Consider the following 13,856-nt stretch of genomic DNA (forward strand, 5'->3'; position numbering starts at 1 on the left):
CGCGGTGTTGTCAGAGGACTTCTGCATGAGAAGCACCGATCAGCTCGATGCTTTTAATTTGCCACGGTTCGTTCAGGCTCAGGACCCCGTGTTTGATCGGGTTCAGGAGGAACTGCGTAACGGTCAAAAACGTCGTCACTGGATGTGGTTTATCTTCCCGCAGTTAGCCGGCCTGGGTGGCAGCGAGATGTCACGGCATTTCGCGATCCGCTCCCGCGAAGAGGCGCTTGCCTACCTTGAACACCCACAACTGGGAACGCGCCTGCGCACCTGCACGCAACTGGTCCTGGACATTAAAAATCGCTCGATAGCCGAGATTTTCGGTCATCCCGACAACCTGAAATTCCATTCCTCGATGACGCTGTTTGCCCAGTTTTCGCCCAAGGGCAGCGTGTTCCATCAGGCGCTGGATCAGTACTTTCATGGAGTACCGGATGCCTGGACGGTGTCGCTACTGGACCTAAAACAGGCCCATTTGCCCACCCACCAGGGTTGAGAAGTCGTCGTCGACAAAGGGCAGGATCGCATCCGCCACCGGCTGCAGTTGGCGGGTGACGTAATGGTCGTAGTCAATCGGGGCACTGCGGATCTCCAGCGGTTCGGGCCCGGCAACGGTGATCACGTAGTTGATCCAGCCGCCGTTCTGGTATTGCCGGGGGCGACCCTGCCGGTCGTTGTAGTCGTCGGCGATACGCGCCGCGCGGACGTGAGGCGGCACATTGCGCTCATAGTCATCGAGGGTGCGGCGCAGGCGTTTGCGGTAGATCAGGCGGTCGTCGAATTCGCCGGACAGGGTCTTGCGCACATAATCGCGCACGTAATCCTGATAAGGCTGGCGATGGAAGATCCTCGAGTACAACTCCTGCTGGAACTGCCGGGCCAGCGGTGACCAGTCGGTGCGTACGGTTTCCAGGCCTTTGTAGACCATTTCGTCAGTGCCATCGGCACGAATGACCAGCCCGGCATACCGCTTCTTGCTGCCCTCTTCGGCCCCACGAATGGTCGGCATCAAAAACCGCGTGTAGTGAGTCTCGAACTGCAATTCCAGAGCGCTTTGCAGCCCGTATTCCTGCTGCACATGCTCGCGCCACCATTGGTTGACATGGTCCACCAGCGCACGACCGATCTGCGCGGCCTCTTCCTGGCCGTGGGCACGACGCAGCCAGACGAACGTCGAGTCTGTATCGCCGTAGATCACCGTGTGGCCCTGGGCTTCGATCAACTGGCGGGTGCGCAGCATGATCTCGTGACCGCGCAAGGTGATGGACGACGCCAATCGCGTGTCGAAGAAACGGCAGCCGCTGGAGCCGAGTACGCCGTAGAAAGCGTTCATGATGATTTTCAAGGCTTGCGACAGCGGCGCGTTGTGTTCGCGCTTGGCGGTCTCGCGACCTTCGGCTACCCGGGCGACGATGGCGGGCAGGCAATGCCGGGTTCTGGAAAAACGCGCACCGCGAAAGCCCGGCACGGACTCACTGTCGTCAGGGTGTTGCAAACCTTCGATCAGCCCCACCGGGTCGATCAGGAAAGTGCGGATGATCGAGGGATAGAGGCTTTTGTAGTCGAGCACCAGCACCGACTCATACAGGCCCGGTTGCGAATCCATGACGAATCCACCGGGGCTGGCCTGCGCGGGCTTGGTCCCGAGGTTGGGTGCGACGAAGCCCTGACGGTGCATCAGCGGCATGTACAAGTGAGTGAACGCTGCGACCGAGCCACCGCTGCGATCGGCCGGCAAACCGGTGACGCTGGCACGCTCCAGCAGAAAGGTCAGCAGTTCGGTCTTGGCGAAAATCCGCGTCACCAGCTCGCAGTCCTTGAGGTTGTACTTGGCCAGGGCCGGTTTGTCCTCGGCGAACATGCGGTTGATTTCGTCCATGCGCTGGTACGGCGTGCTGATCGCCTTGCCCTCGCCGAGCAGGGTTTGCGCGACGTTTTCCAAGCTGAACGAGGGGAAACTCCAGGTTGCCGAACGCAGCGACTCGATGCCGTCGATGATCAGCCGTCCGGCGGCAGCGGCGAAGTAATGGTTGCGACTGCCGTGTTCGCGCCATTGCATCTCTTCGCCACCCCGCCCCAGTTTCAGCGGCACGCCCAACTGCCGGGCGTGTTGGTGCAGCACGCGCAAGTCGAACTGCACGACGTTCCAGCCGATGATCGCGTCGGGATCATGGCGGGCGAACCATTCGTTGAGTTTTTTCAGCAGCAGGGTTCGCGAGTCGCAGTATTCGAGCTGGAAATCCACTTCGCTGTCGTCGCCATTGGGCGGGCCAAGCATGTAGACCTGACGCTCGCCGCAGCCTTCCAGCGCAATGGAATACAACTCGCCCTGGGCAGTGGTTTCGATGTCCAGGGACACCAGCTTGAGAGTCGGTCGGTAGCCGGGCTCGGGCTTCATTTGTGCGTCGAGCAGCAGGCCATCGGCGTCTGGCGTGCCACCGAACAGCACAGGCGCCGTGATGAAACGCTCCATCATGTAGCGTTCCGGTGGGCGCACGTCGGCTTCGAACATCTCGACGCCTGCTTTACGCAGCGCGGTTTCCAGGCGCATCAACTGGCCGTGCTGCTGGCAATAGAGGCCGAGCACTGGACGGTGCTCGAAATCCAGAAGGGCCAACGGTTTTAGCTCGACGTTTTTTTCGCCGCGCAACACCGTTTCGGCCTGCTCGCGCTGTGCCGCCGGAATGAACGCCACCGACGGTTGATGAGGCAGGCGAATTCGCTGGGGGCCGGCATCGGTCGCCAGCCAGAACTCGACTTGCGTACCGGTCGGTGTATCGCGCCAATGCCGGGTCAGGACGAAGCCCTGCTGTAAATCCACCACTGCAACCTCAAGATTTGATTCAGGTGGCGATTCTACGCGTCATTGCGGTTGATGGCCTTCTCTGCGAGGTGGATACAGGTTCGCTCACACAGGATTGAGTTCAGCCTATGGATTCGTGAACAACGATGGAATATTCAGGTTTACCAAAGAAAAACCGCTGAATGGCGTTTTTTGAGCGTTTTCTGCCGCTTTGTGGCTTGCCCTCAGCGCTTGGGTCTACGATTCTTCAAGAACAACGACAACACCTGAGAAACCGCCATGAAAACCGTCGCCCAACTGCTGAAGTTAAAGGCTGAACAGAATCACGAAGTCCACACCATTGCGCCACATCAAATGGTCCTGGAAGCGCTGATGGTCATGGCCGCGAAAAACGTCGGCGCATTGCCCGTCGTAAAAAATGGCGAAGTCGTGGGCATCATCAGCGAGCGTGACTATGCACGCAAACTCGTGCTCAAGGGCCGCTCCTCGGTGGGTACACCGGTCGAAGACATCATGGTGTCGCCGGTGATCACGGTGGACACCCACCAAACCGTCGAAACCTGCATGGGCATCATGTCCGACAAACGCCTGCGGCACTTGCCGGTGGTGGAAAACGGCGTGTTGATCGGTTTGCTGTCGATCGGCGACCTGGTCAAGGAAGCCATTGCCGAACAGGCTGAGCTGATCCGCCAACTGGAGCAGTACATTCGCGGCGACTGATTGAAGAAACACCGTACTGGCTGTGGGAGCGAACCTGCTCGCTCCCACATTGATTGTTGATGTTCCTCAGTTCGGCCAATGCCGGGCAAAGACCGGTGCCAACGTCGGGTGCCGGTCGATTCGCGTCAGCCACGCGTAGAAGCCCGGTCGGGCATGGCGCAGATGCTCCCGACTGCCCGCCCACCGCGTCACCACCGCTGCCAGCACATCCAGTGCGCCAGGCGTCTCGTCGTCCAGATACAACTCGCCGGAAAACTGATCGGCAAATACCTCCCAACACCAGTGCAACCGCCGGCGGGCACCGGCCATGAGATTTTCCCTGGACGCCGCATCCGCCTCGATCAACCAGCGCTCGGGGTAGTCGATGATGCCGATGGCCGCGTAGCAATTGCTGACGATGTACGCCAGGCCACGGATCGCCTGATCACGCTCGGCCGGGTCGCTCGACAGCAGGTTCGATTGGGGGAACGCCAGCCCCAGGTGAATCAGGATCGCCGCGCTTTCGGTGAGAATGCTGCCGTCGGGCAGTTGCAGGGTCGGAATCTGCTTGAGCGGGTTGAGCTTCTCCAGGGCTTTGGCGGCCTCCGGTGACGACTCGACATCGATGAAGCGATAAGGGATTTCACAGAGTTCAAGTGCAGCCTCGATCGCGGCGGCGCCGGAGTTCTGGTGTCCGTAGAGCTGATACATGGTGCTGCCTCCTGGCGGGACAAGGTTACAGTCAGTAGAGGCGCGGTTTGCCGGCTCGTTCCCTGCCGTTGAGTGAATCAGGGCGTTGGCTGCCTTGGCCCGGGGTCTGGCGAAGGCATGTGCCAGCTAACCAGTGTAGAAGCGCCGCTCGCCCCTGCCGAGACGACCCGACGACTGAACCATCACGCCCGCGCAGGGACCCCGCAGGTCCTATCATTGCCGTCAATGGTCACCATCACCTCAATGAAGTTCTCATAAAAAATCCGCGGCGTAACATCGGCTCCATACAAAACAACGACCCCCTGGAGCACACCACCATGAAACGCCAACTCTTCCTCAGCATCGCTTTCTCGGTTTTTGCAGTTAACGCTTTCGCCGCTACTTCGACTCACCCGGTTGTCGCTGAAGGCGGCTCCGATCGTCTGATTGAAAGTCGCGTGGCTGAGGGTGGTTCGGATCGTCTGATCGAAAAACGCGTTGCCGAAGGTGGTTCCGACCGTCTGATCGAAAAACGCGTTGCTGAAGGTGGTTCGGATCGACTGATCGAGAATCGTGTTGCAGAAGGCGGTTCGGATCGTTTGATCGAAAAACGTGTTGCCGAAGGTGGTTCCGACCGTTTGATCGAGAATCGTGTTGCAGAAGGCGGTTCGGATCGTTTGATCGAGAACCGCGTCGCCGAAGGTGGCTCGGATCGTTTGATCGAAAGCCGCGCTGCATAAATGCGTCGTTTCACTGCAGGACTCAATGAAAACCCGGCCTCATCCGCCGGGTTTTTTATGCCTGTTTATCAGCGCTCGGTCACTTGCCCGCACGGTCCATGCAGCGCTGGTAACGCTCATCGACCCGCTTGGCAAACCACGCTGTCGTCAGCTTGCGAGTGATTTTCGGGCTTTGCAGCTCAATCCCCGGCAATACCGCACGCGGCAATGGTCGACCTTCAGCCTTTTCGGCCAGCTCGAAAACCCGCGCATAGAGTTGAGTGTCCTCAAACCCAAGGTTCTTGCCCTCCTCCAATTGATTTCGAATGGTCGTATTGCGCATACCCAATTGCTTGCCCAGGGTGCGCACCGCCAACTCCGTGGTGCCCGGCATGATCGCGTCGTAACGCACCAGATCGCCATCCAGGTCCAGTGGAATGCCAGAGGCGCGACTCACCGCGTTCTGAAACGCCGCATTGCGGCTGGCGTACCAACCGGCGTTGAAATCGGCAAAGCGATACAGCGGCTGTTTGTAGCTCACCGGATACCCGAGCAAATGGGCGATGCCGAAATACATACCGCCGCGACGAGTGAACACTTCATGACGGATCGTGCTGTTCATCGGGTACGGATACTCCTTCGCGTGTTGCTCGGCGAAGTCGATGCTGACCTGCATCGGACCTGCGGTGTGCACCGGATTGAACCCGCCGAACAGGGTCCGCCCCATGGGCACCATGCCAATGAAGTCGTCGAAGATGGCGCTGAGTTCTTGTTCGCTGCGCGCCGCATTCAGCCGCTCGCTGTAGCTTTTGCCGTTGGAGGAACGGACCTGCAGGGCACCGCTCACCAACAGGCTGGGGATGTGCGCGCTGGCGGCACGGCGGTCAATCTCGTCGCGGGCGATCTTGCCCAGGCCCGGCACAGGTGGATCGACCTGAAACGTCGACTCCTGCTCGGTGACCGCGAGCACCGAACACAGGTTCTGGGTCGATGGATAGATGTTTTGCGCGGCAAACGCTGCGTAGATATCCGTGGCCCAGCCCTGGCGATCAACCGTTTTCGCCGGCAGCAGGCGCACGATCTCGGCCTTGACCTCGGCAGGCTTGCGGGCAGGCGGTTCCTGCGGGCGCTGGGTGCCACAGCCCGCCAGCACCAGCAGAGCCGCGAGACTCATGATCAATCGATTGGCTTGCATGTTGCTCCATCAAATCCATTGAGCGGGGATCACCATACGATCAATGGCATGGTGCAGGCTATGACTCTTGCCGTTCCTCGCTGTTCCCGTTGGGTATACGCGACCTGACCAACCCACCGGGCTGAACCATACTTGAACCTCACACCGAAGAGGACAGGCTCATGAACCGTAGCGATGTACTGATCGTCGGTGCCGGCCCGACCGGGCTGGTACTGGCGCTGTGGCTGAGCAAACTGGGGATTCGGGTGCGGATTCTCGACAAGACGTCAGCGCCTGGCACCACGTCGCGGGCGCTGGCGGTGCAGGCGCGGACGCTCGAACTTTACCGTCAGCTCGACCTCAGCGATGCCGTGGTCCGTAACGGCCATCGCGTCGGCGCGGCGAATTTCTGGGTCAAGGGCGAGCCCGTGGCGCGTTTGCCGCTGACGCGCATCGGTGAGGGGCTGACGCCTTACGCCTTTCTCGAGATATTCCCTCAAGACGAGCACGAACGGTTGCTGATCGAACGCCTTGAAAAGTTCGGCGTCGAGGTCGAACGCAACACTGAACTTGAGAGTTTCGAAGACACCGGCGATGGCATCAGCGTCAGGCTGCGCTTGCCCGACGGTCAACAGGAAGTCTGCCAGGCGTGTTATCTGGCCGGGTGCGATGGCGCCCGATCAATGGTGCGCAAGACCCTCGACACTGGTTTTCCCGGCGGCACTTACCAGCAGATTTTCTACGTTGCCGATGTGCAGGCCCGTGGGCCGACGTTCAATGGCGAACTGCACGTAGACCTCGACGAAGCTGACTTTCTCGCGGTGTTTCCGCTGGCCGGTGAAGGTCGCGCCCGTTTGATCGGCACCGTGCGTGATGAACGCGCCGACCGGGTTGAAAGCCTGCAGTTTGAAGACGTCAGCAGCCGGGCCATCGAACATATGAAAGTGCAGATCGATCAGGTGAACTGGTTCTCGACCTATCGGGTGCATCATCGGGTGGCGGAGCACTTTCGCAGCGGTCGCACGTTTCTTTTGGGAGACGCCGCGCATGTCCATAGCCCGGCGGGTGGTCAGGGCATGAACACCGGAATCGGCGATGCCATCAACCTGGCCTGGAAACTGGCAGCGGTATTGAGTGGTGGCGCGACGGCCAACCTGCTCGACACTTACGAAACCGAGCGCATTGCCTTTGCCCGCAAACTGGTGACCACCACCGATCGGGTATTCACGTTCGTCACCGCCGAGGGCCGCCTGGCCGATTTGTTGCGCACACGCCTGGCACCGTTCGTGATCCCCAAAATGGCCTCGTTCGAAACGTCCCGCGAATTTCTGTTTCGCACGGTGTCGCAAATCACCCTCAATTATCGCGGGACGCCCTTGAGCACGGGCGTCGCCGGTCACGTTCATGGCGGCGATCGCCTGCCCTGGGCTCACGACGGTGAGGGCGACAATTTCGAATCATTGAAGTGTCCTACCTGGCAGGTGCATGTCTACGGCGACACCAGCGACGAGATGATTGACTGGTGCATCGAGCATCACCTGCCGCTGCACGTATTCGATTGGCGCCCGGCGTTTGAAGCCGCAGGTCTGGGGCGCAACGGGTTTTACCTGTTGCGCCCGGACACGTATGTGGCGATTGCCGAAACCTGTGCTGACCCGAAGGTGATCGAGCGGTATTTCAAGCACCACGGGATCCGGCCGTTTTTTGGCAGCGCCTGAGTCCACTCCATTACACAGTTGTTTTGCGCTGGGAATTAGATCCCGGCCAGGGCCAGGTCCATCGCAAAGTAGGTAAAGATCAGGTCCGCACCGGCCCGCTTGATTGCCCCCAGGCTTTCACGCACCACCCGAACCTCATCGATCGCCCCGGCCTGCGCGGCGAATTTGATCATCGCGTACTCGCCGCTGACCTGATACGCCGACAGCGGCAACCGCGACACTTCACGGATGTCGCGGATGATGTCCAGGTAGGCGCCAGCCGGTTTGACCATCAGCGCGTCGGCGCCTTCCTGCTCGTCCATCAGCGATTCGCGCACCGCTTCGCGGCGGTTCATCGGGTTCATCTGGTAGCTTTTGCGGTCGCCTTTAAGGGCGCTGCCGCCGGCTTCACGGAACGGGCCATAAAGCGCCGAAGCAAATTTGGTCGAATAGGCCACGATCGCGGTCTGGGTGAAACCGGCTTCATCCAGCGCCCGGCGAATCGCCTGGACCTGGCCGTCCATGGCCGCTGACGGCGCGATCACATCCGCACCGGCACGTGCCGCGGCTACCGCTTGTCTGCCGAGGTTGATCAGGGTCTGGTCGTTGTCGACCTCGTGGTTGTGCAGCACGCCACAATGGCCGTGATCGGTGTACTCGCAGAAACAGGTGTCGGACATCACGATCATCTCCGGCACAGCGTCCTTGGCAATGCGCGACATGCGTGACACCAGCCCGTTATCGTTCCAGGTGTCGCTGCCGCTGCTGTCCAGGTGATGCGACACGCCGAAGGTCATCACCGACTTGATCCCGGCCCGGGCATAGCGCTCGATCTCGCCGGCCAGTTTCGACTCGGGGATTCGCATCACCCCGGGCATGCTTTTGATCGGCACGAAATCGTCGATTTCTTCCTCGACGAAAATCGGCAACACCAGGTCGTTCAAGCTGAACTCGGTTTCCTGGAACAGGCTGCGCAGGCTCGCATTGCGGCGCAGACGGCGTGGACGTGCTTCGGGGAACTGACTGGACATGGGGTTTCCTGAACAAGACAAAAGTCGTAGGGGGCGAAGCTTATGCCTTGCGAGGTGTGGGGTACACACCTGAGGCGCGGAACAAACCATTACCGGTCCAGCAATAATCCAGCATCCACCACAGAACCTTGTGGGAGCGAGCTTGCTCGCGATAGCGGTGTTTCATCCAAAATCACTGTGGCTGATAGTCCGCTATCGCGAGCAAGCTCGCTCCCACAGGTTTAGATTCTCAGCGTGCCGGCAATACAGGTCACCACAGCACCACCGATCCAGACTTCATCGCCCACCTGCTCGACCTGAATGCGCCCGGCGCGTCCCATCGTCAGCCCCTGACTGACCACATAGGACGCCGGCGCCAGGCCCTCTGCGAGCAGCCATTGGGCAATCCCGGCATTCAGGCTTCCCGTCGCCGGGTCTTCCGGCATGCCGTCACCGGAAATGAAGGCCCGCACTTCGAACTGTGCGTCGTCGCCATCGCGTTCGGGATGCCATGGTGCAATGACGCCAACTGCGAGGCCGAGCATTTGCGAATGATCCGGCTGCAAGTCCAGCACCCGCTGGCGATCTTCGACCATCACCGCCAACCAGCCGGCACCGTTATCGACCCACTGCGCCCGGACAATCACGCCAGGCTCCAGTCGCAGCCCGCGACGCACGCGCTCGACCACATCGGCCTCCACCGGCCCGGTCCTGATCAACGGTGGCGCGAGAAAAGCCAGCTCCGCGCCCTGCCTGCGGATCCGCACCAGACCGACGCCACATTCCTGAATGATCTCCTCACCCTTGGGCACGCCACCGGCCTCAAGCCACGCGTGGCAAGTGCCCAGTGTCGGATGACCGGCGAACGGCAGCTCGTTGAGGGTGGTAAAGATCCTCACGCGATAATCCGCACGAGGGTCGCGCGGTGCGAGGATGAATGTGGTTTCGCTGAGGTTGGTCCAGCTCGCGAACGCCGCCATGCGCTCATCACTGAGCTCATCGGCACCGAACACCACCGCCAACGGATTGCCCTTGAGCGCGATACGGCTGAAGACATCTACCTGCTTGAAATCGAATGAGCTCATTGCCTGCCTTGGTCTTGAGAAAGTCGAAGCGGTTTACTTGGGGATTTCCAGCCCGCGCATCACCGCCGGCCGCGCCAGGAAGCGCTCCAGGACCCGGGTGACATTCGGGAAGTCCTTGATGCCCACCAGATCCCCCGCTTCATAGAAGCCAATCAGGTTGCGCACCCACGGAAAGGTCGCGATGTCGGCGATGGTGTAGCGTTCGCCCATGATCCAGTCGCGTCCTTGCAGGCGTTCATCGAGCACCTTCAACAGGCGTTTGCTTTCATCGACGTAACGATCACGCGGACGCTTGTCCTCGTAGTCCTTGCCGGCGAACTTGTTGAAAAAACCGAGCTGACCGAACATCGGCCCGATGCCGCCCATCTGAAACATCAGCCATTGGATCGTCTCGTACCGCGCCGCCGATTCCTGCGCCAGCAGTTGCCCGCTTTTATCGGCGAGGTAAATCAGAATGGCACCGGACTCGAACAACGGCAGGGGTTTGTCCCCCGGACCATGGGGATCGAGGATCGCCGGGATCTTGTTGTTAGGGTTCAGTGACAGGAATTCGGGGGACATCTGGTCGTTGGTGTCGAAGCCCACGCGATGGGGCTCGTAGGGCAGGCCGATCTCTTCGAGCATGATCGAGACCTTGACGCCATTGGGAGTTGGCAGGGAATAAAGCTGAATCCACTCGGGGTATTGCGCCGGCCATTTTCGGGTGATGGGGAACGAAGACAGATCGGTCATGGGGGGCCTCCATCGGCAAAGAAAGGGTTGAGCATAATCCAGGTTGATCGCCTGACGGTTGCGATCTTTTTGACCTTATCAAGTCGGCTGATGAACAAGATCGAAAGATTGCAGCTTTAATGTCGCCGCACCCCCTGTACTGTATCCAAAAATTCGCAACATCTTGTCGATAACCTACTCTGCAACCCGTTCGAGGTTACCGGTACATTGCTGCGCACCCGCCGGAATCGAACCAAACAAGCTTCAGAGGACTCTGAAGTTTGGCTTTACGGACACAGGACCGGCTCAACGACAGGGAAAACACCCGATGCTGGGAGCTCGTGTGTAAAGGTTTGTCAGCCTTAACCGAACACGTTGAAGATCACCTATTCAAATGATGAACCCTTTGAAATTCGCTGGCCGCTTCAAACAATGCGCCTACGTCGTCCTGACGGCGGTGCTGGCGGCGGGCACGTTGTTTTTTGCACTGGAGTCCAGTGAAAGCCGCGCCCAACCTGCGGCTGACGGCACCCAGACCCTTGTCTTCCTGCGTCATGCGGAAAAACCCGAAGGCGGTCTCGGCCAGCTCAACTGCCAGGGCCTGAACCGCGCAATCAATCTGGCCACCCTGCTGCCGGAAAAATTCGGCAAGGCCAATTACGTGTTTGCCGCCGACCCGACCCGCAATGTCGAGGAAGGCGAACAGGACAACTCCTACAGCTACATCCGCCCACTGTTGACCATCAGCCCCACCGCCATAAAGCTTGGCTTGCCGGTGAACATCAATTTTTCGGCCAACGACGTTAGCGATCTGGCGGGTGAATTGCTCCACGACAAGTACCACAACTCGGTGATCTACACGGCTTGGTCCCACGGCTACCTGCCCGAGCTGATCAACAAGGTCGCGGAGGAAGCCGTCGGCAAGGAACAGATAATCACCGAAGACTGGGAATCCAACGACTATGACTCGGTGGTGGTGCTTACGCTGACCTGGCACAACGGCAAGGCCAGTTTGCAGAGCCGCAGCTACAAGCAAGGCCTTGATAACGGGCCCACGTCGTGTCCGACGTGAGCTGATCGAGGTTTATAGCGTCTGCCGGGGCAAAAACACCTGTTACTTTCGGTTGATAAGCCGCGCTCGCAGGTACTCAAGCACCGCCCCCCGCTCCCCGGCAAACTCGATCCGCGCGCCCTTCTTCTCCCGCTGGAACGCATACATCGGGTCGTAATACTCACGGAGCAACCCTTCAATCCAGCCCCGGTGCAAATCAATCGCGCCGCTGCTCGCCTGCTCCGCCAGCGCGTCTTCCATCAGGATCAACATCCGCCGATGCCGTTCGCCGCCCAGGCGCTTCTGCACATTGTTCAGGCTTTCCAGCAATCGCTCGGAAAATAGCGCAAAACCTTCCTCGCCATGTACCGCGACGAACTCGGCACACAAATCCACCACGTAATCGCGCAAGATCCGTTCGACTCGCCCTTCCAGGCTGTCTTCCAGCCAGACCATCGGATACTGCTGCATGCTCTGATAAAGCGGCAACGGCAAGGCGCAACTGCCGATCGCGCGGCTCTCGTCTTCCAGCACAAACTGCTCGATGCCGTGGGCGCGCTTTTTCAGCACGTCCACCGCCAGGCGGTTTTCAAAGTCGATATTGGACGGTTGGCCGGTGGCGCGCTTGCCAAAACTGGAGCCGCGATGATTGGCGTGGCCTTCAAGGTCCAGCGCGTTGCTCAACTGCCAAAGCACCTCGGTCTTGCCGGTGCCGGTCATGCCACCCAGCAACACGAAATCGCACTGGGCCACGGCCTGTTCGACCGTGTCGAGCAAGAAGGTGCGCATCGCTTTGTAGCCGCCACCCACTCGCGGATAGTCGATGCCGGCTTCGTCCTTGAGCCACTGCTGGGTAATCTGCGAGCGTAAGCCGCCGCGAAAACAATACAAATAGCCTTCTGGATGCGCCCGGGCAAAGCCGGCCCAGGCCTCGACGCGTTCTGCCTTGATCTGGCCAGACACCAACTGATGCCCCAGCGTGATTGCCGCTTGCTGGCCGTGTTGCTTGTAGCAGGTGCCGACCCGTTGGCGCTCGTTGTCGTTCATCAGCGGCAAGTTGACGACACCGGGGAACGATCCCTTGAAGAACTCGACCGGCGCACGAACATCCATCAGCGGTCGGTCGTTGAGGAAAATGTCGCGGTAGTCGGTGAAGTCCTGTGACATCAAATCACCTCGACCGCGTGGGTCTGTCGCTCGACCAGTTCACCGATTGGCTCAAGGATAAGACCCAATTCGGCGGCCACTTTGAGGAATTGCTCGTTGCCTTCGGGCGTGACGGCAACCAACAGGCCACCGCTGGTCTGCGGATCACACAGCACCCGTTTGTGCAGCTCCTGCAGACGCCCAAGCTTGCTGGCGTAGCTGTCGAAGTTGCGCAGCGTGCCGCCCGGCACACAGCCCTGCTCAAGGTAATACTCGACACCCGGCAGACGTGGCACACGGTCATATTCGATGCGCGCGGTCAGGTGGCTGCCGTCCGCCATTTCCACAAGGTGCCCGAGCAAGCCAAAACCGGTGACATCGGTCATTGCGGTCACGCCATCGAGCTTGCCGAAACGGCTGCCGGGCTTGTTCAGCGTGCACATCCAGTCGCGGGCCAGGCCGATGTCGGCATGGCGCAACTTGCCCTTTTTCTCGGCGGTGGTGAGGATGCCGATGCCCAACGGTTTGGTGAGGTAAAGCAGGCATCCGGCGGTGGCGGTGTCGTTGCGTTTCATGTGGCGTTTTTGCACCAGGCCGGTCACGGCGAGGCCGAAGATCGGTTCCGGCGCGTCGATGGAATGCCCGCCGGCCAATGGAATGCCGGCCTCGTCGCATATCGAGCGCCCGCCGCGAATCACTTCACGCGCGATCTCCGGCGCCAGCTTGTCGACCGGCCAGCCCAGGATCGCAATCGCCATCAGTGGATCGCCGCCCATGGCGTAGATATCGCTGATGGCGTTGGTCGCCGCGATACGACCGAAATCGAACGGGTCATCGACGATTGGCATAAAGAAGTCGGTGGTGGAGACAACGCCACGTTCTTCATCGATGGCGTACACCGCGGCATCATCGCGCGAGGCGTTGCCGACCCAGAGGTTCGGGTCAAGGTTCTGCGCCCCGCTTCCCGCCAGAATCACCTCCAGCACCTGCGGCGAAATCTTGCAGCCACATCCTGCGCCGTGGCTGTACTGGGTCAGACGAATCGGTTCACTCATGGGGCAGTACCTCTGA

Annotated in this window: 13 protein-coding genes; 5 read left to right on the plus strand and 8 right to left on the minus strand. The window is 60.0% G+C overall.

Annotated features, from left to right (window positions below; translation table 11 throughout):
* Window positions 1–25 precede the first annotated feature (25 nt).
* Entirely contained in the window at window positions 26–496 is a 471-nt protein-coding gene (locus QRN31_RS28325) for a DUF1810 domain-containing protein (RefSeq protein ID WP_285435991.1), read from the plus strand.
* Here the strand turns inward: QRN31_RS28325 and QRN31_RS28330 are convergent.
* On the minus strand, window positions 461–2,821 hold the full coding sequence (locus tag QRN31_RS28330; RefSeq protein ID WP_285435992.1) for a DNA polymerase II: 2,361 nt from the start codon (window positions 2,819–2,821) through the stop codon (window positions 461–463). The genes QRN31_RS28325 and QRN31_RS28330 overlap by 36 nt on opposite strands.
* 261 nt (window positions 2,822–3,082) lie before the next feature.
* Between QRN31_RS28330 and QRN31_RS28335 the strand changes: the two genes are divergently transcribed.
* Window positions 3,083–3,523 carry a CBS domain-containing protein gene (locus tag QRN31_RS28335; RefSeq protein WP_090186012.1) on the plus strand — a complete coding sequence of 147 codons (441 nt, stop codon included), beginning with the start codon at window positions 3,083–3,085 and terminating at the stop codon, window positions 3,521–3,523.
* Window positions 3,524–3,589: 66 nt separating this feature from the next.
* Here the strand turns inward: QRN31_RS28335 and QRN31_RS28340 are convergent, their stop codons facing one another.
* A complete protein-coding gene (locus QRN31_RS28340) occupies window positions 3,590–4,213 on the minus strand; it encodes a glutathione S-transferase (RefSeq protein WP_285435993.1) in 624 nt (207 codons plus the stop codon).
* Window positions 4,214–4,530: 317 nt separating this feature from the next.
* Between QRN31_RS28340 and QRN31_RS28345 the strand changes: the two genes are divergently transcribed.
* Complete coding sequence (locus QRN31_RS28345) at window positions 4,531–4,932, plus strand: hypothetical protein (RefSeq protein ID WP_285435994.1); 402 nt, start codon at window positions 4,531–4,533, stop codon at window positions 4,930–4,932.
* Between the two features lie 79 nt (window positions 4,933–5,011).
* Here the strand turns inward: QRN31_RS28345 and QRN31_RS28350 are convergent, their stop codons facing one another.
* Window positions 5,012–6,106 carry a DUF1615 domain-containing protein gene (locus QRN31_RS28350; protein ID WP_285435995.1) on the minus strand — a complete coding sequence of 365 codons (1,095 nt, stop codon included), beginning with the start codon at window positions 6,104–6,106 and terminating at the stop codon, window positions 5,012–5,014.
* A gap of 161 nt (window positions 6,107–6,267) precedes the next feature.
* Between QRN31_RS28350 and QRN31_RS28355 the strand changes: the two genes are divergently transcribed.
* Window positions 6,268–7,803 carry an FAD-dependent oxidoreductase gene (locus QRN31_RS28355; RefSeq protein ID WP_285435996.1) on the plus strand — a complete coding sequence of 512 codons (1,536 nt, stop codon included), beginning with the start codon at window positions 6,268–6,270 and terminating at the stop codon, window positions 7,801–7,803.
* A gap of 35 nt (window positions 7,804–7,838) precedes the next feature.
* Here QRN31_RS28355 and hemB read toward each other — a convergent pair whose 3' ends face one another.
* The 3 genes from hemB to QRN31_RS28370 form a co-directional block, all read right to left on the minus strand.
* Complete coding sequence (hemB, locus tag QRN31_RS28360; RefSeq protein WP_285435997.1) at window positions 7,839–8,813, minus strand: porphobilinogen synthase; 975 nt, start codon at window positions 8,811–8,813, stop codon at window positions 7,839–7,841.
* A gap of 221 nt (window positions 8,814–9,034) precedes the next feature.
* Window positions 9,035–9,877: a PhzF family phenazine biosynthesis protein gene (locus tag QRN31_RS28365; RefSeq protein WP_285435998.1), complete on the minus strand. Its 843-nt coding sequence runs from the start codon at window positions 9,875–9,877 to the stop codon at window positions 9,035–9,037.
* Between the two features lie 33 nt (window positions 9,878–9,910).
* A complete protein-coding gene (locus tag QRN31_RS28370) occupies window positions 9,911–10,609 on the minus strand; it encodes a glutathione binding-like protein (RefSeq protein ID WP_285435999.1) in 699 nt (232 codons plus the stop codon).
* Between the two features lie 373 nt (window positions 10,610–10,982).
* On the opposite strand from QRN31_RS28370, the gene QRN31_RS28375 reads away from it, so the two are divergent.
* A complete protein-coding gene (locus QRN31_RS28375) occupies window positions 10,983–11,660 on the plus strand; it encodes a histidine phosphatase family protein (protein WP_285436001.1) in 678 nt (225 codons plus the stop codon).
* A 42-nt stretch (window positions 11,661–11,702) separates the two neighbouring features.
* On the opposite strand, the gene mnmH is transcribed toward QRN31_RS28375, so the two are convergent.
* On the minus strand, window positions 11,703–12,806 hold the full coding sequence (mnmH, locus tag QRN31_RS28380) for a tRNA 2-selenouridine(34) synthase MnmH (protein ID WP_285436003.1): 1,104 nt from the start codon (window positions 12,804–12,806) through the stop codon (window positions 11,703–11,705).
* A complete protein-coding gene (gene selD / locus QRN31_RS28385) occupies window positions 12,806–13,840 on the minus strand; it encodes a selenide, water dikinase SelD (RefSeq protein ID WP_285436005.1) in 1,035 nt (344 codons plus the stop codon). Before selD ends, mnmH begins: the two co-directional genes overlap by 1 nt.
* Between the last annotated feature and the right edge of the window lie 16 nt (window positions 13,841–13,856).

Source organism: Pseudomonas sp. fls2-241-R2A-110 (genome assembly GCF_030209165.1).
Lineage (GTDB): Bacteria > Pseudomonadota > Gammaproteobacteria > Pseudomonadales > Pseudomonadaceae > Aquipseudomonas.